This window comes from Rhodoferax sp. LB1P47, assembly GCF_056521445.1.
Genome location: NZ_JBWMAU010000013.1, coordinates 54,520 through 80,762 on the forward strand (window position 1 = coordinate 54,520; position 26,243 = coordinate 80,762).

The 26,243-nt window shown below is 64.5% G+C and carries 29 protein-coding genes; 9 read left to right on the forward strand and 20 right to left on the reverse strand.

Going from position 1 to position 26,243, the window contains the following annotated elements:
- Positions 1-70: 70 nt before the first annotated feature.
- Together AC0969_RS14650 and AC0969_RS14655 are read left to right on the forward strand one after the other, a co-directional pair.
- The gene (locus AC0969_RS14650; protein WP_479624885.1) at positions 71-526 is read left to right on the forward strand and encodes a MarR family winged helix-turn-helix transcriptional regulator; all 456 of its coding nucleotides are present in this window, start codon (positions 71-73) and stop codon (positions 524-526) included.
- 28 nt (positions 527-554) lie between these two features.
- Entirely contained in the window at positions 555-983 is a 429-nt protein-coding gene (locus AC0969_RS14655; RefSeq protein ID WP_479624886.1) for an organic hydroperoxide resistance protein, read from the forward strand.
- A gap of 59 nt (positions 984-1,042) precedes the next feature.
- Here AC0969_RS14655 and AC0969_RS14660 read toward each other — a convergent pair whose 3' ends face one another.
- From AC0969_RS14660 to AC0969_RS14725, 14 genes are all read right to left on the reverse strand, one after another.
- Entirely contained in the window at positions 1,043-1,891 is an 849-nt protein-coding gene (locus tag AC0969_RS14660) for a transposase domain-containing protein (RefSeq protein ID WP_479624887.1), read from the reverse strand.
- A gap of 95 nt (positions 1,892-1,986) precedes the next feature.
- Entirely contained in the window at positions 1,987-2,808 is an 822-nt protein-coding gene (gene phnE, locus AC0969_RS14665) for a phosphonate ABC transporter, permease protein PhnE (RefSeq protein WP_479624888.1), read from the reverse strand.
- Entirely contained in the window at positions 2,805-3,632 is an 828-nt protein-coding gene (locus AC0969_RS14670; protein ID WP_479624889.1) for a PhnE/PtxC family ABC transporter permease, read from the reverse strand. Before AC0969_RS14670 ends, phnE begins: the two co-directional genes overlap by 4 nt.
- Positions 3,623-4,450 (reverse strand): phosphonate ABC transporter ATP-binding protein, encoded by an 828-nt coding sequence (locus AC0969_RS14675; protein ID WP_479624890.1) that lies wholly within the window; start codon positions 4,448-4,450, stop codon positions 3,623-3,625. Before AC0969_RS14675 ends, AC0969_RS14670 begins: the two co-directional genes overlap by 10 nt.
- Before the next feature lie 62 nt (positions 4,451-4,512).
- Entirely contained in the window at positions 4,513-5,367 is an 855-nt protein-coding gene (locus AC0969_RS14680) for a putative selenate ABC transporter substrate-binding protein (protein ID WP_479624891.1), read from the reverse strand.
- 63 nt (positions 5,368-5,430) lie between these two features.
- A complete protein-coding gene (locus AC0969_RS14685; RefSeq protein ID WP_479624892.1) occupies positions 5,431-5,796 on the reverse strand; it encodes a ribbon-helix-helix domain-containing protein in 366 nt (121 codons plus the stop codon).
- 63 nt (positions 5,797-5,859) lie between these two features.
- Positions 5,860-6,441: a DJ-1/PfpI family protein gene (locus AC0969_RS14690; protein WP_479624893.1), complete on the reverse strand. Its 582-nt coding sequence runs from the start codon at positions 6,439-6,441 to the stop codon at positions 5,860-5,862.
- 55 nt (positions 6,442-6,496) lie between these two features.
- Positions 6,497-7,717, reverse strand: a complete 1,221-nt coding sequence (locus AC0969_RS14695) for a cytochrome P450 (protein ID WP_479624894.1) — start codon at positions 7,715-7,717, stop codon at positions 6,497-6,499.
- Positions 7,714-8,412: a dethiobiotin synthase gene (gene bioD / locus AC0969_RS14700; RefSeq protein ID WP_479624895.1), complete on the reverse strand. Its 699-nt coding sequence runs from the start codon at positions 8,410-8,412 to the stop codon at positions 7,714-7,716. Before bioD ends, AC0969_RS14695 begins: the two co-directional genes overlap by 4 nt.
- Positions 8,399-9,634: an 8-amino-7-oxononanoate synthase gene (gene bioF / locus AC0969_RS14705; RefSeq protein ID WP_479624896.1), complete on the reverse strand. Its 1,236-nt coding sequence runs from the start codon at positions 9,632-9,634 to the stop codon at positions 8,399-8,401. Before bioF ends, bioD begins: the two co-directional genes overlap by 14 nt.
- Positions 9,600-10,964 carry an adenosylmethionine--8-amino-7-oxononanoate transaminase gene (gene bioA, locus AC0969_RS14710; RefSeq protein ID WP_479624897.1) on the reverse strand — a complete coding sequence of 455 codons (1,365 nt, stop codon included), beginning with the start codon at positions 10,962-10,964 and terminating at the stop codon, positions 9,600-9,602. Before bioA ends, bioF begins: the two co-directional genes overlap by 35 nt.
- A complete protein-coding gene (locus AC0969_RS14715; RefSeq protein ID WP_479624898.1) occupies positions 10,961-12,115 on the reverse strand; it encodes a PDDEXK nuclease domain-containing protein in 1,155 nt (384 codons plus the stop codon). Before AC0969_RS14715 ends, bioA begins: the two co-directional genes overlap by 4 nt.
- 28 nt (positions 12,116-12,143) lie before the next feature.
- Complete coding sequence (locus AC0969_RS14720) at positions 12,144-13,037, reverse strand: phosphoribosylaminoimidazolesuccinocarboxamide synthase (protein ID WP_479624899.1); 894 nt, start codon at positions 13,035-13,037, stop codon at positions 12,144-12,146.
- 57 nt (positions 13,038-13,094) lie between these two features.
- Complete coding sequence (locus AC0969_RS14725; RefSeq protein ID WP_479624900.1) at positions 13,095-13,730, reverse strand: LysE family translocator; 636 nt, start codon at positions 13,728-13,730, stop codon at positions 13,095-13,097.
- 78 nt (positions 13,731-13,808) lie between these two features.
- On the opposite strand from AC0969_RS14725, the gene AC0969_RS14730 reads away from it, so the two are divergent.
- On the forward strand, positions 13,809-14,765 hold the full coding sequence (locus tag AC0969_RS14730; protein WP_479624901.1) for a helix-turn-helix transcriptional regulator: 957 nt from the start codon (positions 13,809-13,811) through the stop codon (positions 14,763-14,765).
- A 115-nt stretch (positions 14,766-14,880) separates the two neighbouring features.
- Here AC0969_RS14730 and metW read toward each other — a convergent pair whose 3' ends face one another.
- From metW to AC0969_RS14745, 3 genes are all read right to left on the reverse strand, one after another.
- Positions 14,881-15,465, reverse strand: coding sequence for a methionine biosynthesis protein MetW (gene metW, locus AC0969_RS14735; protein ID WP_479624902.1), 585 nt, complete (start codon positions 15,463-15,465; stop codon positions 14,881-14,883).
- The gene (gene metX / locus AC0969_RS14740; protein ID WP_479624903.1) at positions 15,462-16,583 is read right to left on the reverse strand and encodes a homoserine O-succinyltransferase MetX; all 1,122 of its coding nucleotides are present in this window, start codon (positions 16,581-16,583) and stop codon (positions 15,462-15,464) included. Before metX ends, metW begins: the two co-directional genes overlap by 4 nt.
- A gap of 167 nt (positions 16,584-16,750) precedes the next feature.
- Positions 16,751-17,365 (reverse strand): glutathione S-transferase N-terminal domain-containing protein, encoded by a 615-nt coding sequence (locus tag AC0969_RS14745; RefSeq protein WP_479624904.1) that lies wholly within the window; start codon positions 17,363-17,365, stop codon positions 16,751-16,753.
- 110 nt (positions 17,366-17,475) lie between these two features.
- On the opposite strand from AC0969_RS14745, the gene purB reads away from it, so the two are divergent.
- Positions 17,476-18,879, forward strand: coding sequence for an adenylosuccinate lyase (gene purB, locus AC0969_RS14750; RefSeq protein ID WP_479624905.1), 1,404 nt, complete (start codon positions 17,476-17,478; stop codon positions 18,877-18,879).
- Positions 18,880-19,094: 215 nt separating this feature from the next.
- Positions 19,095-19,655: a YaeQ family protein gene (locus AC0969_RS14755; protein ID WP_479624906.1), complete on the forward strand. Its 561-nt coding sequence runs from the start codon at positions 19,095-19,097 to the stop codon at positions 19,653-19,655.
- Between the two features lie 61 nt (positions 19,656-19,716).
- Here the strand turns inward: AC0969_RS14755 and AC0969_RS14760 are convergent, their stop codons facing one another.
- On the reverse strand, positions 19,717-20,142 hold the full coding sequence (locus AC0969_RS14760; protein ID WP_479624907.1) for a DUF3717 domain-containing protein: 426 nt from the start codon (positions 20,140-20,142) through the stop codon (positions 19,717-19,719).
- Positions 20,143-20,422: 280 nt separating this feature from the next.
- On the opposite strand from AC0969_RS14760, the gene AC0969_RS14765 reads away from it, so the two are divergent.
- Positions 20,423-21,118: a TerC family protein gene (locus AC0969_RS14765; protein ID WP_479624908.1), complete on the forward strand. Its 696-nt coding sequence runs from the start codon at positions 20,423-20,425 to the stop codon at positions 21,116-21,118.
- A gap of 17 nt (positions 21,119-21,135) precedes the next feature.
- Entirely contained in the window at positions 21,136-21,468 is a 333-nt protein-coding gene (locus tag AC0969_RS14770) for a phage holin family protein (protein ID WP_479624909.1), read from the forward strand.
- Here AC0969_RS14770 and AC0969_RS14775 read toward each other — a convergent pair.
- Positions 21,457-23,019 carry a M48 family metalloprotease gene (locus AC0969_RS14775; RefSeq protein ID WP_479624910.1) on the reverse strand — a complete coding sequence of 521 codons (1,563 nt, stop codon included), beginning with the start codon at positions 23,017-23,019 and terminating at the stop codon, positions 21,457-21,459. The two genes, AC0969_RS14770 and AC0969_RS14775, sit on opposite strands and share 12 nt — an antisense overlap.
- A 67-nt stretch (positions 23,020-23,086) precedes the next feature.
- Between AC0969_RS14775 and moaC the strand changes: the two genes are divergently transcribed.
- Both moaC and AC0969_RS14785 read left to right on the forward strand, forming a co-directional pair.
- On the forward strand, positions 23,087-23,566 hold the full coding sequence (moaC, locus tag AC0969_RS14780; protein ID WP_479624960.1) for a cyclic pyranopterin monophosphate synthase MoaC: 480 nt from the start codon (positions 23,087-23,089) through the stop codon (positions 23,564-23,566).
- 92 nt (positions 23,567-23,658) lie between these two features.
- A complete protein-coding gene (locus AC0969_RS14785) occupies positions 23,659-24,744 on the forward strand; it encodes an adenylate/guanylate cyclase domain-containing protein (protein ID WP_479624911.1) in 1,086 nt (361 codons plus the stop codon).
- Positions 24,745-24,764: 20 nt separating this feature from the next.
- On the opposite strand, the gene AC0969_RS14790 is transcribed toward AC0969_RS14785, so the two are convergent.
- Entirely contained in the window at positions 24,765-26,243 is a 1,479-nt protein-coding gene (locus AC0969_RS14790; protein ID WP_479624912.1) for a PglL family O-oligosaccharyltransferase, read from the reverse strand.

Sequence of the window (26,243 nt, forward strand, 5' to 3'; positions counted from 1 at the left end):
CCAACGGCGCACTTCGGTGCGTCAATAAACTAAATTGTACAAAATTTAATTGCGTACTATAATTCAACCCATGCCAACCAAAACCTTCACCGCCGACCAGTCCTTGCAGCTGGACAACCAGCTCTGCTTTGCGCTGTATTCCGCGTCGCTGGCCATGACCAAGCTGTATAAGCCACTGCTCAAAACCCTGGGGCTCACCTACCCGCAGTACCTGGCGATGCTGGTGCTGTGGGAGCGCGACGGGCTGATGGTGTCCGAGCTGGGCGAGCGCCTGTACCTTGACTCCGGCACGTTGACCCCGCTGCTCAAGCGCATGGAAACCGCAGGCTGGATCAGCCGCCAACGCGATGTGCAAGACGAGCGCCGGGTGTTCATCACCCTGACATCGGCGGGCCGCAGCCTCAAGACCGAAGCCACCAAAGTGCCGCCCTGCATCCTTAGCGCCACCCAGTGCACGTTGCCCGAAATTCTTTCTCTCACGCAGCAAGTCCAGGCACTGCGTGAACGTATGACGACGACCGCCTGACATCCTCTTTTCAACCCAAGGAAGCACCATGCCTACCAAACTCGACAAAGTGATCTACACCGCCCACGCCCACACCACCGGCGGCCGCGACGGCCAATCGGCTAGCAACGACGGCCTGCTGGCGGTCAAGCTCTCGCCCCCCAAAGAAATGGGCGGCGCAGGCACCGGCACCAACCCCGAGCAATTGTTTGCCGCAGGCTACTCGGCCTGCTTTATGGGTGCGATGAAGCACGTGGCGGGCATGAAGAAGATTGCTATCCCTGCGGATGCATCCATCGACGCATCGGTAGACATCGGCCCCATCCCCGCAGGCTTCGGCATTGCCGCCAAGCTGGTCATCAACCTGCCCGGCATGGACCGCGCTGTGGCCCAGGATTTGGTCGACACCGCCCACGGCGTGTGCCCCTACTCCAACGCCACCCGTGGCAACATCGAAGTCGAATTGGTTATTGCGTAAGCCTTAATGTGAAAGTTAGCCCCACGTAGAAAAGCCCGCATCGGCGCAATGCCAGTCAGTTAACGCTGACTGGCATTTTTTTCGTTGGGAATTTGGAAGCGCGTTTTTTGACGACACGGGGGAAGCTGCGCTCGGTGCGACGAGGCGGTAGCACGAAGTGTCGGGACTGCGTGTAGGCGATCAACACGCCCCACAGCTCCTGGCGCACCAGCGCGGGCTGCTTGCTGCGCAGCACCGGCTCGCCCGCCTGGCAAGAACGCGGCAGAGAAGTACGCCCGGTCGAACAGGGTGAGCGAATGGTCTTCGCCCCGCAGCTGCGCTGCCAGCGTCAATTCGCCGCAGTCCATGGCGCCGAGCTTGGTGTCGAGCAATTCATGGCTGTGGGTGTCCATCAGGCAGGTGGCGCGGATCTGCGGCCAAGGCGAGGAGCCATGCTGGTTGCTACAGCTGCCCAAATCCGCTCGATTCTGCGGGCTATCCGGAACCGACCAGACCACCCCGTCCACGGCCAGCACGCGCAGGGGTTGCTGTGGATTCACCGCTGCTCGACTCCAGGCCTGGGTGAGCAGGTCGAATAGTTCGGCCAGGGGCTCTTCGCCCAGGCGCTGACGGGCCTGTACGCTGGCACTCGGCGCGGGCAGCGCTTGTCCGTCCAGGCTCAAATCCAGCTGCTGCACCACCTGCCACAGCGGCCGATCTCGAAACAGCGCCAGTCCAATGACCAGCCACACCGCATGCTCGGCAGGCAGCTTGCGCCGCCGGATCAAGGCCTTGCCGCTGGCCGCAAGTGCCTGCGCAATCCAGGCCGGGTCTATCAACGCGCTGAGTTCCTCAAGCCGATCGGGAACTCGCTCAAGGGTCTCGCGCAGGGCGCTTTCAAATAGGCTCAAAGGGAACGTGTTGAACACGTTCCCTTTTTACTGGATCAGATCGCCTCGGGGCTTAACTGACTGGCATTGCTCCAGCCGGAGGGCTTTTCTACGTGGCAGGCGTGTCCAGACGACTAGCGCATCAACACCCAGCGCACGCCGCTGCTTAACCCATCCACCAGCGCCACCAGCACCAGCATGGCGACCAGCACGGTGCTGGTCTGGGGCATCTGGAACAAGCCCATGTGGAAGGCCAGCATCTGGCCCAGGCCGCCTGCGCCCACCACGCCCAGTACGGCGGCGGCGCGGATGTTGTTTTCCCAGCGGTACAGGGTGTAGCTGACCAGCTGCGGCAGCACCTGGGGCAGGCTGGCGTAGAGCAACACCGGCACGGCAGCCACGCCGCGTGCCCGCAGGGTCTGGGCCGGGCCGTCGGGGGCGTTCTCTAAGCTCTCGGCAAACAGGCGGCCCAGCACGCCGGTGGTGTGCAGCGCCAACGCCAGCGTGCCCGCAAACGGCCCCAGCCCGGCGGCGACCAGCAGCAGCGTAGCCCAGACCAGCTCGGGGATGCTGCGCAGCGCGTTCAGCAGCGCCCGCGTGGGGGCGCGCCAGAGGGCGCTGTCATCCGCGTGGGTTTTGCTGGCGGGTAGGGCCAGCGCCAGGCCGCAGACCACCGCTAGCAGCGTGCCCAGGGCCGACATGGCCAGGGTCTCCAGCGTGGCGGTCAGCAGCTTGCGCAAAAAGGCGGGCCGGGTGTCGGGCACCAGCAATTCGCCGATAAAACGGCCCATGCGCTGCAACGCGTCGGTGGAAAGGAATTGGGCCCACTGCAAATCCAGCGTGGCAAAGCTCAGTGCCACTAAGGCCACCACGCCAATGGCGAACCACAGGGCCTTGGAGCGGGCGTGGAACAAGGCGGGCGGCAGCTTGTACGTTTCGTTGGCAGCCTGTTTCATGCCAAGCCTTTGCGCAGCCAAGCACTGGTGTAATCCGCCAGCCACACCAGCCCCATGAACACCAGCAGCATGGTGCTGACCTCGGCACCAACGAACATCTTCATCGACGCGTCCATGTGCTGGCCCAGGCCGCCTGCGCCCACAAAGCCCAGCACGGCAGACGAGCGGATGGCGCATTCCCAGCGGTAGACGGTGTAGCTGGTCAGCTCGCCCGCGTTTTGCGGCAGCAGGCCGTAGAAAAAAGCTTGCAGCCGCCCGGCACCCACGCGCAGCAGGGCTTGCGTAGCGGCGGGTTCACCGGACTCCAGAATCTCGGCGTATACCTTGCCGAGCATGCCTGCGTAGGTCAGCGCAATTGCCAGCACGCCGGAGGTGGGGCCCAGGCCCACCACGCGCACAAACACCAGCGCCCAGACCAGCTCGGGCACGCTGCGCAGCAGCACCAGCAGCCAGCGCACCGCCAGCCGCACGGCGGCGCCCAGCGGGGCCATGCGTCCGGTCAGCGCAGAAATCGACAGCACCCGCACTGACAGCAGCGTCAGCGGCACGGCCAGCAGCAGCGCCAGGGTGATGCCGGCCGTCGCCATCGCCACGGTGCGCCAGGTTTCCACGGCCACGGTCCACAAAAATCCTGGTTCCAGCTTGGGCGGAAAGAAGTCGGCCACAAAGCGCAGCGTGGGCCGCAGGCTGTCGGGCTGCAGCAGCACCCAGGGCTGGAACTCGGTCAGCACCAGCAGCGGCCACAGCAGCACGGCGGCAGCCAGCAGCCAGAACAGGCGGCTGTGCCAGGCCGGGTCTCTGGTGGAATGTGGGGTTATCGGCAATGCATCACCACCGGGGCAGTAAGCAGCGGCGGCGATGGCTCCGGCGCAGGCCCGGTCAGCTCGTCCAGGTGCTGGGCGTACAAGCTGTGCAGACGTTCGCGGGTCACCTGGGCGGCGGGCAGGTCGAACACGATGGCCCCCTCGCGCAGACCCAGGATGCGCGGGAAATGCGCCAGCGCCATGTCCACGTGGTGCAAGCTGGTGATGAGCGTAGCCCCGCGTGCCTGGGCGGCGCTAGTGAGCGCCAACATGGCCTGCGCGGCGCGGGCCGGATCGAGGGCCGACAGCGGTTCGTCCACCAGCCAGAGCCGGGCATCGGCCACCAGCGTCCGGGCCAGGCCGACGCGCTGGCGTTCGCCGCCCGAAAGGCGGTCCACCCGCTCAAATAGCTTATTCGCCAGGTCAAATTGCGCCAGCGCCGCCTCGGCCGCCGGAATGTCCACCGGGTAGAACAGGCTGCGCACGCTGCGCCACAGCCCCATCTTTGGCAACTGCCCGGCCAGCACGGCGGTGACGACGCGCTGGCGCGGCGGCAGCGGCGGGGTTTGCGGGGCGATGAAGAGCTGGCGGCGCAGGCTTTGCAGCGCGCTGCGCGACAGGCCCCACGGGTCGCGCCCGTCCAGCAATACCTGTCCTTGGTTAGGCCGCAGCGCGCAGCCTAGCAGGTGCAGCAGCGTGGTTTTGCCCGCCCCCGACGGCCCGATCACTGCCACCTGCTCCCCGGCGGCCAACATCAAACTGACAGCGCGCAGGGCGGCAGGCGCGTGGGCAGCAGCAGCGGGGTGGCGGGCTGAGGTGGCTACGAGTTGAAGTTGCATATAAAAAGTGCCTCTAGTGCAGGTACTACCTGCGCAAGAAGCTATTTATTTTGTAGTGCGGCTTATTTCAGCAAACCGGCACTGCGGGCCGCCGCTTCGATGCCTTTGTAGTTGGCGGGCTGGGTGGGGATGAAGCGGGTGGCGCGTTGCAGTTCCAGCACTTCTTTGCCTTCGGCGGTGGCGCTGTTCAGGTCCAGCAAGGCCTTGGCCAGCTTCTCGCGCAGGGCCACTGGCATGTCGGCGTGCACGCTCCAGTTGTAGTCGAAGTAGGGCGGGGTGGTGTAGAACACGCGGACCTTGGCGGGATCGACCTTTTTGTCGGCCACAAACTTGTCCCACACCGAGATGTTGAGCGCGCCCGCGTCCACTTTGCCGGCGGCCACGGCGGCGATAGTGGCATCGTGCGCACCCGAGAAGGCCACGCGCTTCAGGTCGGTGTCGGGGTCTACCTTGGCATCCAGCAACACGCTGCGCGGCATCAGGTGGCCGGAGGTGCTGGACGGGCTGCCGAAGCTCAGGGTGTGGCCCTTCAGGTCGGCCAGCGCCTTGATGGCCGGGTCGGCGGTGATGAATACGGAGCGGAATTTGGTGTCCTCCTCGCGCTGCACCAGCGGGATGATCTTGCCGCCCGAGCGCGCATTCGCCTGTACAAAGGTAAAGCCGCCAAACCAGGCCACGTCCACCTGCTTGTTGACCAGCGCCTCGACCGCCGCCGCGTAGTCGCTCACCGGGGTGAATTCGACCTTCATGGCCAGCTTACCTTCCAGGTACTTGACCAGCGGCGCGGCCTTGCGGGCCAGCTCGGTGGGGGCTTCGTCGGGGATGGCGGTGAGGCGCAGCACCTGCTGGGCGCTGGACAGACCGGCAAAACACAGGGCGGCTACAGCCAAGGCGGATTGGAGGAAGAGGCGTTTCATGGGGCAGGTACGAGGTTAGTGAAAACCCCCGTATTAGAACGCAGCGCTCCCGCTGCCCGAACCTCAGGCCGCGTGTGCTAGCAGGCTGCGGTGCCCCTCGGTGGCCAGCACCTGCTGGGCGTTCAGGCTGCGGATGGAGATGCTGGCATCTTGCGGAATGCCGCCCGACAGCTGCAAGGCCAGGTAGCGGCCACAGCAGACGCGCAGAAAGGACGCAAAGTTGTCCACCGCGCCGCGCTGCGCCACCAGCTCGTCGTACAGCTTGGCGCACAGTTGCGGCACGCCCAAGCCGTCGCGCTGGGCGATCTCGGCCAGCACCTGCCAGAACAGGTTTTCCAGCTTGATGCTGGTGGCCACGCCGTGCAACCGCACCGAGCGGGCGCGGCTGTCGTACAAATGGGGGTCGGCGCTAATGAAGACTTGGCACATGGCGAATTCCCGGTGGTATGGCCCCGCATCATCGGGGGCCGCACCGGCAAGGTCAATGGCGGATTACAAGCTGATGCGCGTACCCAGCAAAGCCAGAAACTGCGCAATCCACGCCGGATGGGCGGGCCAGGCGGGGGCGCTGACCAGGTTGCCCTCGGTGATGGCCGCGTCGATGGCGATCTCGGCATAGGTGCCGCCCGCCATTTCCACTTCCACACGGCAGGCCGGGTAAGCCGAGCAGGTGCGGCCCTGGAGCACCCCGGCCCCGGCCAGCAGTTGCGCACCGTGGCAGACAGCGGCCACGGGTTTGTTGGCTTCAAAAAAATGCTTCACCGCCGACACCACCGCCGGGTAGGTGCGCAGGTACTCGGGGCCACGGCCGCCGGGGATCACCAAGGCGTCGTAGCTGGCGATATCCAGGCCCGCGAAGGTGGCGTTCAGGGTGAAGTTGTGGCCGGGCTTTTCGCTGTAGGTCTGCGCGCCTTCAAAGTCGTGGATGGCGGTTTTGATGTGCTCCCCGGCCTTTTTGTCGGGGCAGACGGCGTGCACGGTGTGGCCCACGGCCAGCAGCGCCTGGAACGGCACCATGGTCTCGTAGTCTTCGCAGTAGTCGCCACAGATCATCAAGATTTTCTTTGCTGCCATGGGTGTCTCCGGTAGTTGGGAGTCCATTGTGGGCAGCGCGCAGCGGTGGTAGGTGTTAGCCGGTTACTACATCCAGCGCCAGCAGCCCCCGGTAGGCCGGGTTGTCGGCCCACTGCGGCGGGCCATCGGCCAGGCGCAGCTGCGGCCAGCGTTGCAGCAGCTGGCGGAAGCTGATTTCGGCCTCGATGCGGGTCAGCAGCGCGCCGATGCAGACGTGCGGGCCGCTGCCGAAGGAGATGGACGCACCGTCGCGCCCCGCCACATCCAGCCGGTCCGGCTCGGGGTGGCGGGCCGGGTCGCGGTTGGCGGCGCCGATCAGCGGCACCACCAGATCGCCCCGGCGCAGGGTCTGGCCGTGGAGTTGCAGGTCGGCGGCGACACGGCGGCCGGTGTACTGCACGGGGCTGTCGAAGCGCAGCAGCTCGCGCACGGCGCTGGGGACCAGGCTGGGGTCTTGTTGCAGGCGCTGCCATTGGTCCGGGTGGGCCAGCAGCGCGTGCAGGCCGTTGCCCAGCAGATTTCGGGTGGTCTCGTGGCCTGCAAATAGCAGCATGGCGCACTGGGCCAGCAGCTCGGCGTGGTTAAGCAGCGTGCCATCGGCTTCGGCCTGCAGCAGGCGGCTGACCAGGTCGTCGCCCGGGTTCTGGCGGCGTTCGACGATTAATTTCTCGAAATACCGGCCCATCGCCAGCAGGCTGGCCTGGGCGCGGCGGGCTTGTTGGTGGGTGGCTAGCGGCGCGCCGATGAACACCGCCAGGTCGTCGGACCAGACCGCAAAGTCGGCATTGGCGGCTGCTTCGATGCCCATCATCTTGGCGATGACGCGGGTGGGCAACTGGCGGGCGACGGCCTGCATGAAGTCGAAGCGGGGTGCACCACCCACAGCAATCAGCAGCTCGGCCACGGTCTGTTCGATGAACGGCTCCAGCGCCTGGATTTGTGCGGGTTTGAAGCCTGCGTTCAGCACCTTGCGGATGCGGGTGTGGTCGGGCGCGTCGAGGAACAGCATGGCGCGGGCAAACAGCTGTTGGAAACCGGCCAGCTCACCCTTGGTTTCCTCGCGGTCTGTGACCCATCCGCCCGTGCGCTGGGCCGAGAAGCGCGGGTCGCGCAGCACCTGCTCCACGTCGGCATGGCGGGTCAGCAGCCAGGCACCGCCGAAGAATTCGGTGCTCCAGTGCAGCGGCCCGGCCTCGCGCAGGGCCTGGTAGGCCGGGTAGGGGTTGGCCAGAAAGGCGGCATCAACGAAGGGGGAAATGGCGGGAACGGCGTTCATGCGGAAAATATCTCGTGCAGGGCCACAGAGTCGAGATAGGCCGCAGCGGCTGCCGGGTTGGCATCGGTCAGGCGCGGCACCACGCCCAGGCAGGGTGCGCGGTGGCGGCGCTGGAATTCATGGCGCAGGGTGTCGATATTGGCTTGTAACTGGGCCATCTGCGGGTCGACCGTGTTGGCGATCCAGCCCAGCAGCGGCAGGCCGCGTGCGCGGATGGCCTCTGCCGTGAGCAGGGCGTGGCTGATACAGCCCAGGCGCAGGCCGACCACCAGAATCACCGGATAGCCCAGTGCCACGGCCAGATCGGCGGTATCCGCATCGGGCCCTAGCGGTACGCAGAACCCGCCCACGCCTTCTACCACCAGCACATCGGCGCGGGCGGCCAGGGCCTGGGCTTGTTGTACCAGCAAGGCCATGTCAATGACTTGACCTTCCAGCGCCGCCGCAATATGCGGGGCGCAGGCGGCCTGGAACTGCTGCGGGCCCACTTCTGCGCCAGTCAAAGCTAGTGAACTGGCAGCGAGCAGCATCTGCACGTCTTCGTTCACGCCGTCGGCGTCCAGTCCGGCGGCCACCGGCTTGAAGCCCGCGCTGCGCCAGCCTTGTTGGGCGCACCAGTGCAGCAGGGCCGCGCTGGTGCGGGTTTTGCCGACTTCGGTGTCGGTGCCGGTGACGAAGACGCTATGCATGGTCATCCTTTGCATGCAAGTCCTTCGCAACCACCGCCAGACCATCGACCAGCCGTTGCACATCCTGCGCGCTGTGGGCCGCGCTGAGCGTGATGCGCAGCCGTGCCGTGCCCACGGGCACGGTGGGTGGGCGGATGGCGGGCACCCACAGACCTTGCGCATCCAGCGCGGCGGACACAGCCAGCGCGGCGGCGTTGCTGCCCACGATGAGGGGCTGGATGGCGGTGGCCGAATCGGCCAGGCTCCAACCCAGATGGGCGTGGGAAGCTATCAATTTTGATAGCTCGCCGCGCAACTGGGTGATCAACGCTTGCAGGTGGGCGCGGCGCTGTTCGCCCTCGACCCCGGCGATCAGTTGCAGGCTGGCGCTGAGCGCGTGGGCGATGGCGGGTGGCGCGGCGGTGGTGTAGATGTAGGGCCTGGCGGTTTGCACCAGCCACTCGATGATGGTGGGGTGCGCTGCCACAAAGGCCCCGCCCACGCCTGCGGCCTTGCCCAGCGTGCCCATGTAAATCAAGCGTTCGCTGCGCAGGCCGAAGTGCGCCAGACTGCCCTGGCCCTGGGGGCCGAGCACGCCGAAGCCGTGCGCGTCGTCCACCACCAGCCAGGCATCGAAGCGCACGGCCAGCGCCAGCAGGGCGGGCAGGTCGGCCAGGTCGCCGTCCATGCTGAAGACCGCGTCCGACACGATGAACTTGAGGGGGGCATCGCTTTGCATGAGCTGGCGCTCCAGCACCGCCAGGTTGCGGTGGGCGTAGCGGTGCAGTTTGGCTTTGGACAGCAGCGCGCCATCGACCAGCGAGGCATGGTTCAGCTTGTCTGCAAAAATGATAGCGTCAGGCGTATATAGCGCCTGCGCTATGGCTATGTTTGCCATGTAACCCGTACACAAGTACAGCGCCCGTGCATCCGGGATGCAGGGGGCCATCCAGGCGGCCAACTCTGCTTCCAGCGTGGCGTGGGCCCGCGAGTGGCCGCTGACCAGGTGCGATGCGCCGCTGCCCGCGCCAAAGCGGCGTGCGCCTTCGGCCAACGCCTCCACCAGCACGGGGTGGTGGGCCAGGCCCAGGTAGTCGTTGCTGCAAAACGCCAGCAGGTCGCGGCTGGGCTGGCTGCCTATGGCGACGCGTTGCTGCGGAGCGCAGGGCGACTCCGTGGTGCGGCGCGTGCGCGTCAGGGCCAGGTCGGCGCGTTCACGCAGTTGGCGGTTCAGGTGGTCTATCAGCATCGGGTGGAGTTTGGTTGAGGGTGTCGTCCAGCGTGGCCATGACTTGCCGGGCCAGCCAGGGCGACAGCACATCGTCTAGCAAATACGGCGGCAGCAGGTAGACGGTGCGGCCAATCGGGCGGATCAGCAGCTCGCGCGCCCGGCCTGCGAGGTGGAAGCGCTCGGCAAAGCGCGGCCCGGCGACGGATTCGCGCACGTCAAAGGCCCAAATCATGCCGATGTGGCGGAAGTTCTCCACCCGCGGGTCGGATTGCAAGGGCGCGAGTGCTGCGCTGAGGGTGGCCGCTTGCAGGCGGTTGTGGGCCAGCACGCCGTCCTGGTCAAACCGGTCCAGCACCGCCAGCGCGGCGCGGCAGGCCAGCGCGTTGCCGGTGTACGAGTGCGAATGCAGAAAGCCGCGCGCCACGTTGTCGTCCAGAAAAGCCGCGTACACCGAGTCGCGCGACAGCACCAGCGACAAAGGCAGGTAGCCGCCGCTGATGCCCTTGGACAGGCAGAGCAAATCCGGCCAGATGCCGGCCTGCTCCACCGCGAAAAACGTGCCGGTACGGCCACAGCCCACGGCGATTTCATCCGCAATCAGCAGCACTTGGTACTGGTCGCACAGTGCCCGCACGGCGCGCAAATACACCGGGTCGTGCATGGCCATGCCGCACGCGCCTTGCACCAGCGGCTCCAGGATGATGGCGGCGATCTGGCCGTGGCGGGCCTCCAGCAGGGTTTGCAGCTCGGCGGCGGCGCGTTGGGCGACATCCACCGCCGTTTCGCCCGGCAAAGCCTGCCGCGCGTCAGGCGACATCACCTGGTGCGAGCGCATCAAGAGCGGGTCGTAGGCATCGCGAAAGATCTGCACGTCGGTGACAGCCAGCGCACCCAGGGTTTCGCCGTGGTATCCCTGGCGCAGGCAGACGAACTCGCGTTTGTCGGTGAAGCCGCGATTCCGCCAGTGGTGGAAGGCCATCTTCAGCGCAATCTCCACGGCCGAAGCCCCGTCGCTGGCAAAGAAGCAGTGGCCCAGCACCCCGCCCGTGCGGTTTGACAAGCGCTCGGCCAGCTCCACCGCCGGGGCGTGGGTGCAGCCGGCCAGCATCACGTGCGGCAAGGTGTCGAGTTGGTCCTTGATGGCGGCGTTGATACGTGCATCCGCATGGCCAAACAAATTGACCCACCAGGAGCTGATGGCATCGAAGTAGCGGTGGCCGTCTTCGTCAAACAGCCACACCCCCTGCCCGCGCACGATGGGCAGCGGCGGCACCTCGGCGGCGCGCTGCATTTGGGTGCAGGGGTGCCAGATGTGGGCCAGGCTGCGGGTGACGAGGGAGGAGGTCATGGGGTGGTGGGAGGCGGGTGGCGTGATTCGAGCAGCAGGCGGCTTTTTTCCAGCTCTTGTTGCAGCAGGGCGGCATCGGGCAGCAGCATTTGGTAGTTGGCGGCCATGACTTTGTTGGGCAAACCGTCCAGCGCGTATTTGGCGAGTGCATGGCCTTTGTCGGCACACAGAATCAGGCCTACCGGCGGGTTCTCATCGGGCAGGGTCCAGTGTTCTTTGGCGTAGTTGCAGTACATGTGCATCTGGCCCACATCGGCATGGGTAAGCGCCGTCAGCTTCAGGTCGATGATGACCAGGCAGCGTAAACGCCGGTGGAAAAACAGCAAATCCACCCGGTACCAGGTCTGGTCGATGCGCAGGCGGCGCTGGCGGCCCACAAAGGCGAAGTCGGGGCCCAGCTCCATCAAAAAATCTTCTAGCCGGTGGATCAGCGCGCCTTCCAGCTCGGTTTCAGAATATTCGTCACTGAGGTTCAAGAACTCCAGCACCAGGGGGTCTTTGATGGCCTCGTCGGGGGTGACGGCATCTTCGGGCTGGGGAATGGAGCCCTTGGACAGCATCGCTTCCTTGTTTTTGGCCAGGGTGGTGCGCTCAAAGAACTGGCTGCCGACTTGGCGGTCCAACTGGCGCACGCTCCAGCCGCCACGCAGGGCTTCGGCCTCGTAAAACTGGCGGGCGGGCTCGCTTTTGACGGACAGCAGGCGGACGTAGGCGGACCAGGGGAGGGGGAAGGTGTTGGCGAGTTCGGCCAGAGTCCAGGCTTGGGGGGTAGCTTCCAATTCTCCAGACGGTGTCTGGAGAATCTCCCAAGGACCGGAAAGCACATGGAATTCGCCAGACGGTGTCTGGCGAATTGGCCAAGCCAGGAAAAATGAGCGCATCAACCACAGGTTTTGCTGGCTGAACCCGCGCCCAAACTGGCCCGTCAAGTCCACCGCCAGCCGCTCTACCAACTGCTCGCCATACCCGGCCCGGCGCTGGCCTTTTTGCTCGGCTTCCACGATGCGGTGGCCGATTTCCCAGTAGCTGGCGGTCATCAGCGTATTGACGTTGCGCGCAACGGCTACACGCGCAGCCTGGAGCACCGCAACGATGCCACCGCGCATGTCGGCGTAATCCGCCAACGCAGGCGGTAGGGTGGCTTTAGCCATGGCGTAGCCCGTCGTCCAGCCCGTCGGCTTACGCCGTCAACCGCTCCAGCGCTTCCTGGTATTTGGCGGCGGTCTTGGCGATCACTTCGGCGGGCACACGGGGGGCGGGGGGGGTTTTGTTCCAGGGCTTGCCGTCGATTTGTACGTGCTCCAGCCAGTCGCGCACGAATTGCTTGTCGTAGCTGGGGGGATTCGAGCCCTCGACATAGCCCTCCACCGGCCAGAAGCGCGAAGAATCGGGGGTCAGCACCTCGTCCATCAGCACCAGGGTGCCGTCGGTGTCCAGGCCAAACTCGAACTTGGTGTCGGCAATGATCACGCCCTTGGTCAGGGCAAAGGCGGCGGCTTCGGAGTAGATCTGGAGGCTCAGGTCGCGGATGCGCCCGGCCAGGTCGGCACCGATGGCCTCCACGCTCTGCGCAAAAGTGATGTTTTCGTCGTGGTCGCCCACGGCGGCTTTGGCCGCCGGGGTGTAGATGGGGGCCGCCAGTTTGGACGCGTTGCGCAGGCCCGCCGGCAGCGGCACGCCGCAGACCGATTGGCTGGTCTGGTATTCCTTCCAGCCGCTACCGGCCAGGTAGCCGCGCACCACGGCCTCAATCGGCAGGGGCTTGAGGCGCTTGACCAGCATGGAGCGGCCGGTGACCTGGGGTACTTCTTCGGCGGTAACGGCGCTCTCGGGGGCTTCGCCGGTCAGGTGGTTGGGGCAGATGTGGCCCAGCTTGGCAAACCAGAACAGCGCCATCTGCGTCAGCAAAATGCCTTTGCCGGGGATGGGCTCGCCCAGGATCACGTCGAATGCGCTCAGGCGGTCGCTGGCCACCATCAGGATGCGGTCGGTGCCCACGGCATAGTTGTCGCGAACCTTGCCGCGCGCCAGCAGGGGCAGGCTGTGGATGGAGGAAGTGTGGACTGTGGTCATGGGGGGAACTCTCAAGAGGAAATTAGGCCGAGCAACCCTAGAGTGTAAAACGCCACGTCACACCGTCCCCCATCCCTGCACCGCCGTCCAGACCGCCCCCAGCACCAGCACAACGCCCACGCCACGGGCCATCGCGTTGGCCGCACGGGGGCTGGCCGCCAACCAGGCCCGCGAGCCACCCGCCGCCACGGCCCACAGCCCGTACACCGCAGTCTGCGTCAGCGCGATGATGCCGCCCAGCACGGCAGCCTGCACCCACACCGATCCGTACTCCACGCGCAGAAACTGCGGAAAAATCGCCAGCATGAACAAATACGCCTTGGGGTTCATCAAACAGGTGAGCATGGCCCGGCGAAAAATCACCCAGGGCGGTGGCGTGCCCACGGCGGGCAAGGGCCCAACGGCCGACTGGCTGCGCAGCACCGACACCCCGATCCACGCGATATAGGCCGCCCCGGCCAGCAGCAAGATGTTGAGCAGGCCCGGCACCCAGCGCAGCACCAGCCCCAAGCCCAGCACCCCCGCCACCACATGGCATACCCCGCCCGCCACGATGCCCGCCACGGCAACCAGGCCAGACCGCCGCCCACCCACCAGGGCGTTGGACAGCACAAAAGCCATGTCCATGCCGGGCAAAGCAATGATGCCGAACACCATCAAGAAAAAGAGCCAAAGGTGGGCGTAGTGGGTCATGGTGCAGAGTTTGGGTGGATAAAAAACGCCACTCTAAAACCATATCCGGGCGCTATTGGCCCTGATTAAACTCGGGCCATGTACTCACCCACCACCCGTGTATTGACTGTGCTGGAGCTATTGCAAGCCCACGGTCGCTTGAGCGGCCCTGACCTGGCCCAGCGGCTGGAGGTGGACGGGCGCACGCTGCGGCGCTACATCCGCCGACTGGAGGACCTGGGCATTCCCGTGCTGTCCGAGCGCGGGCGCTACGGCTGCTACAGCCTGATGCCCGGCTTCAAGCTGCCGCCGATGGTGTTTACCGACGACGAAGCACTCGCGATTGCATTGGGGCTGGTGGCGGCGCGTGGGCTGGCCGTGGCGGGCGCGGCGGTGGAAAGCGCCCAGGCCAAGCTGGAGCGGGTGATGCCCACCCCTTTGCGGCAGCGCGTGCGGGCGCTGGCGGCCACCGTGGCACTAGACCAGTCGCCCGCCACCCGCGCACAAGACAGTCACATTTTGATGGCCCTCAGCCTTGCCACCTACCAGCGCCAGCGAGTGCATGTGCGCTATGGCTCGGCGCACAACGAAGTCACCGAGCGCGACTTCGATCCCTACGGCCTGGCCTACCGGGGCCACCAGTGGTACGTCGTGGGCCACTGCCATTTGCGCTGTGGGCTGCGCTCTTTTCGGCTAGACCGGGTGCGGGCCGTAGAGCCGCGTGCGCAGCACTTTGTCGCCCCGGCGGATTTTGATGCGGTGCGCCATCTGGCCCTCGGGGTGGCGCGTATTCCCAGGGCGATTCAGATCGAGGTGCTGCTCCATACCGACATGGAGACGGCGGGCACAGCCTTGTTTGACAGCATCGGCCTGCTGCACCCCGAGTGCGACGGTGTCATGCTGCACAGCCAGGCCGACGATGTGGACTGGTTTGCCCGCGAACTGGCGCGCCTGCCGTTTGCCTTTGAGATTCGCCAGCCACCTGCGTTGCGGGCGGCGCTGCTGGCGCTGGCAACGCGCTTACAGCAACTGGCGGCGGTCATGCCTCAGACGTAATGCTATTATTTTTAATATCAAAATAAATAGCTGCTTGCGCATATAAAACATGCGCTGTAGGGCATTTTCATGGGTTAAAAATGGCATAAAAATCCCATTTTTAACCATCCAGCCCTCAGCCCCGCTGGAACTTGAACACCGCCGTACCCGCCATCGCATTCGGCAAAAAGCGCACTTCGCGCCCTTCTTGCAGGCCGAAGGCATCCAAAATGCGCAGCTGGTTTTTCTGCGCCAGCACCTCAAAGTCTTTGAACGTACCCACGCGGATGTTGGGCGTGTCGTACCACTGGTAGGGCAGGCGTTTGGTGACGGGCATGCGGCCACGCAGGATGCTCAGGCGGTTCGGCCAGTGGGCGAAGTTGGGAAATGCCAGCACGCCCATGCGGCCCACGCGGGCGGTTTCGCGCAGCATCACCTCGGCGTTGCGCAGGTGCGGCAGGGTGTCGATTTGCAGCACCACGTCGAAGGATGCGTCGCCAAATATCGCCAAGCCTTCGTCCAGGTTCAGTTGCACCACGTTCACGCCGCGCTGCACGCATTTCAGCAGGTTGGCATCGTCGATTTCCACGCCGTAGCCGGTGCAGCCACGGGTGGCTTGCAGGTGGGCCAGCAGTGCGCCGTCGCCGCAGCCCAGGTCGAGCACGCGGGAGCCGGGGGGCACCAGGCGGGCGATGGATTCCATCGTGGCTTGTGCGCTCATACGGTCACCTCGTCGCAAATGCGGTCAAAGTAGGCGCGCACGGTGGCCATGTAGCGGGCATCGTCCAGCAAGAACGCGTCGTGGCCGTGGGGCGCGTCGATTTCGGCGTAGCTCACGGTGTGGTGGTGGTCGAGCAAGGCTTTGGCGATTTCGCGGCTGCGCAGGGGCGAAAAGCGCCAGTCGGTGGTAAAGCTGACCAGCAGGAACTTGGCTTTCACGTGGGCAAACGCGGCGGACAAGTTGCCGCCGAAGTGCCGCGCCGGGTCAAAGTAGTCCAGCGCCCGGGTGATCAGCAGGTAGGTGTTGGCATCGAAGTATTCGCTGAACTTGTCGCCCTGGTAGCGCAGGTAGCTTTCGATCTGGAATTCGGCGTCTTGCGTGGTGTAGCGGTAGCCATCAGCGACGAGCTGGCGGCCAAACTTGGTGTTCATCACGTCGTCGCTCAGGTAGGTGATGTGGCCAATCATGCGGGCGATGCGCAGGCCGCGCTGGGGCACCACGCCGTGCTGGTAGAAGTGGCCGCCGTGGAAGTCGGGGTCGGTGACGATGGCGCGGCGGGCCACCTCGTTGAAGGCGATGTTCTCGGCGGTGAGGTTGGGCGCGCTGGCAATCACCACCGCGTGCCGTACCCGCTCGGAGAACTGTAGCGTCCAGCCCAGCGCCTGCATGCCGCCCAGGCTGCCACCCATCACGGCGGCCAGGGTCTGGATGCCCAGGTGGTCAAGCAAACGGGCTTGGGCGTTGACCCAGTCTTCCACGGTGACCACCGGAAAGTCTGCGCCGTAAATGCGGCCCGTGTCCGGGTTGACGTGCATCGGTCCGGTGGAGCCAAAGCAGGAGCCCAGGTTGTTGACACCGATGACGAAAAAGCGATTCGTGTCCAACGGCTTGCCGGGGCCGACCATGTTGTCCCACCAGCCCGCCGACTTGGGTTGGTCGGCATACACGCCCGCCACGTGGTGCGAGGCGTTCAGCGCGTGGCAGACCAGCACGGCATTGGACCGGTCGGCGTTCAGCGTGCCGTAGGTCTCAAACGCCAGGTCGTAGGCGCGGATGGAGCCTCCGCCTTGCAGGGGCAACGGGTCGGCGAAGTGCTGGGACTGGGGTGTAGCAATCAAGTCGCTGTCTCCATGAAGAAAAAATCCAGCGTCGAAACCGAGGCCGGACTAAGGACGGGACGCATCTTTCAGGGATACCGTGGAACCGGCTCCGCCGGGCCACTGGTATCGCCCCCTGCAAGGGGGTTGGCGAAAACACGCAGTGTGTAGCTTGGGGGGGATGCCAATTACACTGGTTTTGTATCGATAAAGCTTTGGCGCTGCACCAGCTTGTCTTGCAGCTTGGCGAGGTTGGGGTAGCTGCTGCGCCAGGCCACCTCGGGGAAGCGGAAGTCCAGCCAACCCAAGGCACAACCCACCGCAATGTCAGACAGGCTGAAGTGGATGCCGCTGCAATGGGGTTTGTCGGCCAGGCCACGGGCCATCGCTTTCAGGCTGGCGTCGATCTTCTCCATATGGCGGGCCACCCAGGCGGGGCAGCGCTGGGCTTCGGGGCGCAGGGCCCACGACACTTCCATGCGCGCGACCATGCCGGCATCGCACACGCCATCGGCCAGGGCTTCCCAGGTTTTGACTTCCACCCGCTCGCGGCTCTGCACGGGGATGAGTTTGCCCACGGGCGAGAGGGTGTCCAGGTACTCCACGATCACCCGCGAGTCAAAAATCGCCTCGCCCGCTTCCATCACCAAACAAGGCACTTTGCCCAGCGGGTTGGATTCGGAAATGTGCGTGTCTTGGGACCACACGTCCTCCAGCACCAGCTGGTAGTCGAGCTTTTTTTCGGCCATCACGACGCGCACTTTACGCACGTAGGGGCTGGTGAGAGATCCGATAAGTTTCATGGGCACAGTGGTTCTGGGGCGGTCAATTGGGGATGAAGGCATTCTAGCGATTCACCTCTGGCGGGGCGCCCCGGTTTGCCAAGGGTGGCGCGCATCCTACAATTCGGGCTATGAATCTCTCTACGATCTCGGCCCTGTCGCCACTAGACGGCCGCTACGCCGCCAAACTCGCCGCCCTCCGCCCCTTGATGAGCGAACTGGGCTATATGCAACGCCGCGTCCAGGTCGAAGTGGCCTGGTTCATCGCCCTGAGCGATGCCGGTTTTGCCGAATTCAAGCCGCTCACGCCCGGCGCACGCACCTATTTGTTGAACCTGGTGACCAAGTTCAGCGAAGCCGATGGCAAAGCCATCAAAGACATTGAAAAAGTCACCAACCACGACGTAAAAGCCGTCGAATACTGGATCAAGTCCAAGTTCGAGGCCCGGCCCGAACTGGAGCACGCCAGTGAATTTGTGCACTTTGCCTGCACCAGCGAAGACATCAACAACACCAGCCACGCGCTGCAGCTCAAGGGCGCACGCAACCAGGTCATCCTGCCCGGGCTGGACGCACTGATTGCCAAGCTGCGCGAAATGGCCCACGCCTTTGCCGACGTGCCCATGCTCAGCCGCACCCACGGCCAGACCGCCAGCCCCACCACCGTGGGCAAGGAAGTTGCCAACGTGCTGGTCCGCGTGGTGGCCGCCCGCGAAAAAATCGCCGCCATCCCGCTGATGGCCAAGATGAACGGGGCCGTGGGCAACTACAACGCCCACCTGTCCGCCTGGCCCGACTTTGACTGGGAGGCCTTCAGCCGCAAGGTCATCGAAACCCCCGAGCACGGCCCGGATACCGGCATCAACCCCTGGGGCCTGGGCCTGAGCTTCCAGCCCTACAGCATCCAGATCGAGCCGCACGACTACATGGCCGAGCTGTTCGATGCGATTGCCCGCACCAACACCATCCTGATCGACTGGTCGCGTGACGTGTGGGGCTACGTGAGCCTGGGCTACTTCAAGCAGCGCCTGAAAGACGGCGAAATCGGCTCCAGCACCATGCCGCACAAGGTCAACCCCATCGACTTTGAAAACGCCGAAGGCAACCTCGGCCTGGCCAATGCCGTGCTGCGCCACCTGAGCGAAAAGCTGCCCATCAGCCGCATGCAGCGCGACCTGACCGACTCCACCGTGCTGCGCAACATGGGCGTAGCCGTGGGCTACGCCGCGCTGGCCTACCAATCGCTGCTGACCGGCTTGAACAAGCTGGAACTCAACGAAGAAGCCCTGGCCGCCGACCTGGACCGTTCGTGGGAAGTGCTGGCCGAGCCGATCCAGACCGTGATGCGCCGCTACGGCGTGCAAGGTGCCTACGAAAAGCTGAAGGAAGTCACCCGGGGCAAAACCGTCACCGCCGAAGCCCTGCACAGCCTGATCAACGGCCTGGAAATCCCCGAAGCCGACAAGCAGCGCCTGCTGGCCATGACCCCCGGCAGCTACACCGGCATCGCCGCTGAACTCGCCCGTCGGGCGTAGGTTGTTGCACACCCCCAGGCTGCACACTGCGTGTTTTCGCCCACCCCCTTGCAGGGGGCAACACCTGCAGCCTGGCGGAGCCAGTTCTGCGGTGTTTCTGGAAGGATTGTTCCCCCACGTGCGTGGAACCTGGGAAGTGATATGGTCTTAATGAAACAGGCTTCTGGCGCATATATCACCTGCGCTAGTAGCTATAAAAAATAGAGCAAGCAGTTATGGCCCTCAAATCCACGATCTTTAAGGCCAACCTGCAAATTGCAGACATTGACCACGGCTACTACGCCGACCACGCCCTGACCTTGGCGCGCCACCCCAGCGAGACCGACGAACGCATGATGGTGCGTCTGGTCGCCCTGGCGTTGAACGCCCACAAACTGCAAAGCGTGCTGGGTGGCGACGGCGTGCTGGCCTTCGGCGCGGGCCTGAGCAACCCCGACGACCCCGACCTCAGCCTGCGCGACTACACCGGCCGCACCCGGCTGTGGGTCGAAGTGGGCCAGCCCGAAGACAAACCGCTGCTCAAAGCCTGCGGCAAAGCCGACCAGGTGCTGCTGTACCCGTTCAGCTCGTCCGCCGACGTGTGGTGGCGCACGATGGAGGCTAAGCTGGCCCGCCCGCAAAACCTGCAAGTCTGGCGCGTGCCCACCGACGCATCGCAAGCCCTGGCCGCTCTGGCCGAACGCAGCATGCAGCTGCAAGCCACGGTGCAAGAGAACAACCTGACCCTGAGCAGCGAAAAAGGCAGCGTAGATGTGGAATGCATCCGCTGGAAGTGACTTCCGATTTTTGAGTGCCTTGTAGGTCTCTAGCGTATATTCGACCTGCGCAAGCAGCTATCTAATCAATAGTGGGTGTGCGCCCCTCGGCGGCGCGCTCGGCGTAGCGGTTGAAGCGCCAGGAATTGCCTTCTAGGGTGATGCGCCGCCAGGTCACGCGCTTCTCCATCGGGCCCATCGCAGGCCAGAGCTGGACCTCTTCAAACGTGCGGCCGCAGCCTTTGCAGATCGCATCGCCCTGGAAGGTGGAGCAGATGGCGATGCACGGCGTGTCCGGCGTGGTGTCATACCAGGCCAGCCACGCCGCATGGGCTTTGGCGGGCATCGACACCGCATCCACCGTGTCTTCGTTGTGGTAGACCATCAGTGCATACACCTCGGCCAAGGCGCGTAACTCAGGGCATAAAGTGAAGCCATCGGGCGACGGTTTTTGGGCGCGCCAGTAGTTGATGGCGGCTTCAATGTCGGTGATGTGGAGTCCGGCCATGGCTGATAGAAATGCTAAAGGAGGCCGATTGTGCTCTAATCTGCGCCCTGAAGGGGAGTAGCTCCCACCTGCCCCTATGGCGGGTATCCACTGGTCGTCAATACGTTGCCCCGCGCGGGCTTCCGGTCAGTGGGGCATTGTCACAATGCCGAGCAAGACCTTCGACGTCCACCTGCAAAGATGGGTTTCGAAGCGTGCTTGCTGGCTCCCATCTGCCATCTTTCACCCGCATCTCGAAGCCCGCCTTTGTCGTTTTTTAACTGCAACGGAGTGTTTTTCTATGGAATTTTTATCGACCCCCTGGTGGTCTGCCCTGCTGGCTATCATTTTGATTGACCTGGTACTGGCAGGCGACAACGCCATCGTTATTGCTTTGGCGGCGCGCAGCCTGCCACCCCATCTGCAAAAGAAAGCCATCATGTGGGGCACCGTGGGTGCCATTGCCGTGCGCTCGGTCATGACCGTCGGCGTGGTCTGGTTGCTGAAGATTCCCGGCCTGATGCTGGTGGGCGGCGTAGGCCTGCTGTGGATCGCCTACAAGCTGCTGGCCGACCAAGGCAACGACGGCGACCACGACGGCCCGGTCGTCACTACCTTCTGGGGTGCGATGAAAACCATTCTGGTGGCCGACGCGCTGATGGGCGTGGACAACGTGTTGGGCGTGGCCGGTGCCGCGCACGGCGCGTTCGACCTGGTCATCATCGGCCTGCTGGTGAGTGTGCCCATCGTGGTGGTGGGTAGCACCGTGGTGCTGAAACTGGTGGAGCGCTTCCCCGCCATCATCCAGATCGGTTCTGCGGTGCTGGCCTTTACGGCAGCCAAGATGATTGTGGGCGAACCTGTGCTGGCCAGCGTGTTTGGCCCGGATGCCCCCTGGAGCACCGCCGCCCACTGGGGTCTGTATGCCGTGTCCGTAGCCGGTGTGTTGGCTATTGGCAGCTGGGCTGCCCGCCGCAAGACGCGGGTGTCGGCTTAAGCGCTATCCTTGGAGGCATGAAACTCCTCCTCAAATGGCTGCTCAGCGCGGCCGCATTGCTTTTAGTGGCGCATTTGTACAGCGGGGTGCAGGTGCAAAGCTTCACCACGGCGCTGGTTGCGGCGCTGGTGATTGGCTTGCTCAACGCCGTGCTGAGGCCGGTGCTGGTGGTGTTGACGCTGCCGGTTACGGTGCTGACGCTGGGGCTGTTTTTGTTTGTGGTGAACGCGCTGGTGTTCTGGTCGGCCTCGGGGCTGCTGGCGGGGTTCTATGTGACCGGGTTTGTGGCGGCCTTGGTGGGTTCGCTGCTGTATTCGGCCCTGGGCATCGCCATCGACTCAGTTGTTTGATTTGTCCAGGGCCTGTTCTTTCAGCAGGGCCTGGATTTGCCGCGTGCGGGTGTCGATGATGGAGGCCTCTATCTCGTCCACGGGGCCATTTTCCCGACTTTCGGGCGGCGGCTTGCGCACAAAGTCTTGTGCAGCGCGGAAGCGGTCCATCGCTCCGGTGTAGTCCAACCGGGCCACTTGCGCCTCGGCCTCGGCTCGGATGGCGCGCAGGGTCTGGCCTTGGGCGGTGTAGGCGGCGGCCAAGAGCTGCCAGGCGGTGCCGTCACGCGGGTGCAGCGCCACCCAGGGCTGTAGGCGGGCTATGGCCGCAGCGGTTTGGCCCATGCGGGTGCGCACTTGCGAGCCCAGCACCAGTTCGGGCCGCCCCGGCGCCTCCATGTCCAGCAGTGCCGCCGTGGCGGGCAGGTTGCCCGCGCCCCATTCGATTTCAGCAGCCAGCAGACGGGCGGTGCGTACCAGGGCGGGGTCGCTGTCGGTCAGTGCTTGCAGCCGGGCTGCCAGGCTGCGGGCCTGGGCAAAGTCGCGCTGGTGCAGGGCCGACAGGGCTCCGGCGTACAACACGGCGATGCTGCGTACGTCGAGGGCCGGGCCGCTGCTGGGGCGGACGGCTTTGGCCTCGGCTACCCAGGCACGCAGCAGGTCGATGCCGGGGTTGCCCAGCACGCGGGCGCGGGCGGCCACCATGGCGTGCAGGGCATTGGGGGCGGCGGGGGCCGGGCGTGTATCCAGGGCCTGGCGCGATTGCATGTCGGCAATCCGCTCGGTGGTCAGCGGGTGGGTGCGCAGGTAGGGCAGGGAGCCGTTGTCGCTGATGCGGGAGGCCTGTTGCAGTTTCTCGAACATGCCGACGAAGCCGATAGGGTCAAAACCTGCCTGGGTCATCACGCCAAAACCGATGCGGTCGGCCTCGCGCTCCATGTCGCGCGAAAAATTGAGCTGGTTTTGCACCGCCGCCGCCTGCCCGCCAACGATGACGGCATTGGCCGCGTCCGGGCTTTTGCTGGCGGCCAGCACGCCCAGAATCATGGCCCCGATCATCCAGGGGGTGGCCTTGCTTTGCGATTCCATTATCCGCGAGATATGCCGCTGGGTGACGTGGCTGAGCTCGTGGCCCAGCACCGAGGCGAGTTCGTCCGGGCTGCTGACCACGCCCACCAGGCCCAGGTGCAGCCCCAGGTAGCCGCCGGGCAGGGCGAAGGCGTTGATGGTGCGGTCGGCGCCCATCAGCACCTCCCAGGCGAAGCGCTGGTCGAGCTCGTCGCTCAGTTCGCCGCGCTGGCGGGCGGCCGCCAGCAGGGGCTGCCAGATACCTTGCACGTATTCGACCAGCACCGGGTCGTCGATGTAGTCGGGGTCGCGGTAGATTTCGCGGGCAATGCGTTCGCCCAGGCGGCGCTCGGCGCTGGTGGTCATGCTGCTGCCGTCACCCAGGTGGGGCAGTTGCGCGGCGGCGGGCGTTTGGGCGCTTGCGTTAAATGCTATTAAAAGTAGAGCTGCTAGCGCAGATGGAATAAGCGCTAGGCTCTGTTTTTTTATAAATTTTGCTGGCATGGTGCGAGAGGGTGGCAGAAAAGGTGTCCGTATGATGCGGCTCTACCGTAAACACTTCGTACAGCGCATGCCCACCTTGACCCATTTTGACGCACACGGCCAAGCCCACATGGTGGATGTGGCCGCCAAGGCCCACACCCACCGCATCGCGGTTGCCACCGGCCGTATCGAAATGCTGCCCAGCACGCTGGCGCTGATTACCAGTGGCACGGCCAAGAAGGGCGATGTGCTGGGCATTGCCCGCATTGCCGGTATCCAGGCGGCCAAAAAGACCAGCGACCTGGTGCCGCTGTGCCACCCGCTGGCGCTGACCCGGGTGGCGCTGGACTTTGCCACCATCGCCGAGCCCGCTGCCGTGGTGTGTACCGCCACTGTCGAAACCGTGGGCCCCACTGGCGTGGAGATGGAGGCCCTGTGCGCGGTGCAAATCGCCTTGTTGACCATTTACGACATGTGCAAGGCGGTGGACCGGGGCATGGTCGTGCAGGGTGTACAGGTGGCGGAAAAGCACGGCGGCAAGTCGGGTAGCTATACGGCCCCGCTCTAAATCGACCGCGAAAGCTTGTTTTTACGGTTTTTCGTATACACAAAATCAGGCAGACTGCTATTCTGTGCAATATCCACCGCTAGAGGCCCCCAGTGAAGCACGTCAATCGGCAAGAACTCATCGCGCATCTGGCCGCTATTTTTGACCCCGGCAACCCTGCCGTGCCGCACAGTAGTGCCGACCGCCTGCAAGCGATTGTCCAGGCCATCGACAACGCCAGCACCGTCCACGCCACCGACAGCGAAACCCGCCGGGTGACGATTCTGCTGTCCGACCTGCGCGGCTTTACCGCGATTGCCGAAAAGTTCTCGGCGATGGACATGGTGGCGGCGCTGAACCGCTACCTTTCGCGTATGACCGAGATCATCCTGCGCCACGGCGGCAGCATCGACAAATTCATGGGCGACGCGATCATGGTGCTGTTTGGCGCGCCCCAGCCCCTGCCCAACGACATCGAAGCCGCACTGGCCTGCGCCATCGAGATGCAGTTAGCGATGGACGAGATCAATACTGAGAACCAGTTGTTTGGCATGGCCGCGCTGTACATGGGGATAGGCATCAACACCGGCGAGGTGGTGGTGGGCCATCTGGGCTCCCGCCTGCACAGCGAATACACCGTGATTGGCGACCAGGTAAACCTGGCCTCACGGGTCGAGGCGCACAGCCTGCGCGGGCAGATTCTGCTCAGCGAAAGCACCTACCAGCAGGCCAAAGACTTCATCGACATCGGCGATATCAACGAGGTGCAGGTCAAGGGCAAAAAGGGCAGTGTGCGCATGGTGGAATTGCTGGCCCTGCGGGGCGAGCACCCTTTGACGGCCCCCAAGCGCGAGGTGCGCAACAGCCCCCGGGTCGAGGTCGATATGCCGCTGGCCTACCAAATCCTGCAAGGTAAATCCGTCTTGCCCGCAGAGCACACTGGCCGCATTGTGGACCTGAGCTACGGCGGCATGTTCGTCATCAGCCCGGTGCGGCTGGAGCCGTTTGATGACATCAAAATTGCTTTGTCACTGTCGCTGATGGGCCGGGAGTTGACCGAAATCTACGCCAAAGTGCTGCGCGTGACCGAGGTGCATGGCGCCTTTAAGTGCCCGGTGGAATTTACCTCCATCGACACCAAGGCGGCGCAGGCGATCAAGGAGTTTGTGGACAGTATTGTGGAGTTCAATAAGCGCTGAGGGCGGCTTTGAACACGTTCTTAGGGCTGGCGGCCGCGGTCTGCCAGCCAGCCCGCATACGCCTCGGGAAACGCCGCCTTGAAACGCTGCATGTGGAACACCGCCACAGCGTCCAGCCCCAGCAGCAGGGCGCTGTCAATCACCCGCTCAATCACCCGGCGTTCGGGCGAAAAATGCAGCAAATTCAGTGCCTGCTGGTACTGCACCAGCGCGTTGGCACGGGTCAGGGGCGTAATACTGAGTTCGGCAAACTGCACCTGGTTTTGGAACAAATAGGTGTTGCCCGCCGCCTCCAGTGGCGACTCCTGGTACACCGGATCCCGCAAAGCCGGCGGCAGATAGATTTGGCTGGCACGGCGGTAGTCCCAAGCGGTGTAGCTGCACAATGCTATTAAAATAATAGCTACATACGCATATACTAATTGCGCTAGAGGGCTATTTCTTGTGTACGTGTTGGCGGGTGTGCGCCACAGCAAAACCACGCACAGACCCACCGCCATCTGGAACGGGCCATACCACAGCGGATATTCCAGCAAACTGTGCAGCCCCACCACGGCCAGTACCGTCCAGGCCATTTGCCGGGTGGCATCGGCCTCAGCCCAGGGCTTGGCACGTACCACCCACGCCACCAGTAAACCGCACAAAGCCAGCGCAGTCGGCACTCCCAGCTCTACCGCCAAGTGCAAGGGTAGGTTGTGGGCGTTGTCCAGAATGTCGCAAAACCGGGGCCCGTCATACAGGTGGATGTAATGCGCGTAGTCCAGCTCGCCCCAGCCCCAGCCCAACCACGGGTGCTGGGCGATCAGCACCAGCACGTTGCGCCACAGCGTCAGGCGGCTGGAGCACAGCGCGTCGCCCGCCTGGAGCCGTGCCCAGGCACCCGTCTCCAGGCCCACCAAGCCCGGCAGCACCGCCAATGCCAGGGCATAAGCCCCTATAAAAACCCACAGCACCCGACGCACCGCAGGCTGGCGCAGCCCCCCCCACACGGCGGCTAGCCCCAATACCAGCCCGGTTTGCAGCAAGCCGGTGCGGGACGACGAAACCGCATTGCCCACGCCCAAAAGTGCCGCTAGCAGCACGGCCAAAACCAGCTTCCACCGGGCCTGTGTGGGCAACGAAGGCCGCACCTGCACCACCCACCACAGCAGAGCCGCCCAGGCGATATGGGTCAGGCTGGCAAACTGGTTGCGCTGGCGTAGATTGGCAAACGCCTCACCCAGCGCCGTGGTGTTGACCCACGGCGCCAGCGGAGCGCTTAGCCCGAAATACTGGACGATGCCGATGGCACTGCTCAACGCCCCCGCCAACAGCCAGCCAAGGGCTGCCGTGCGGGCCCAGTCGGCAGTGGGCCGACAAGCCCGTAGCCCCAACAACCCCGCCGTGCAAGCCAGCGCCACCAGCCAAGGCACCATCGCCGACATCGGGCCATGTGCGAAGGGGTTGAGCCAGGGGAGGGCTAGGAGGAGGGGCGCGGCTGAGGTGGCGGCTGGGCGCAT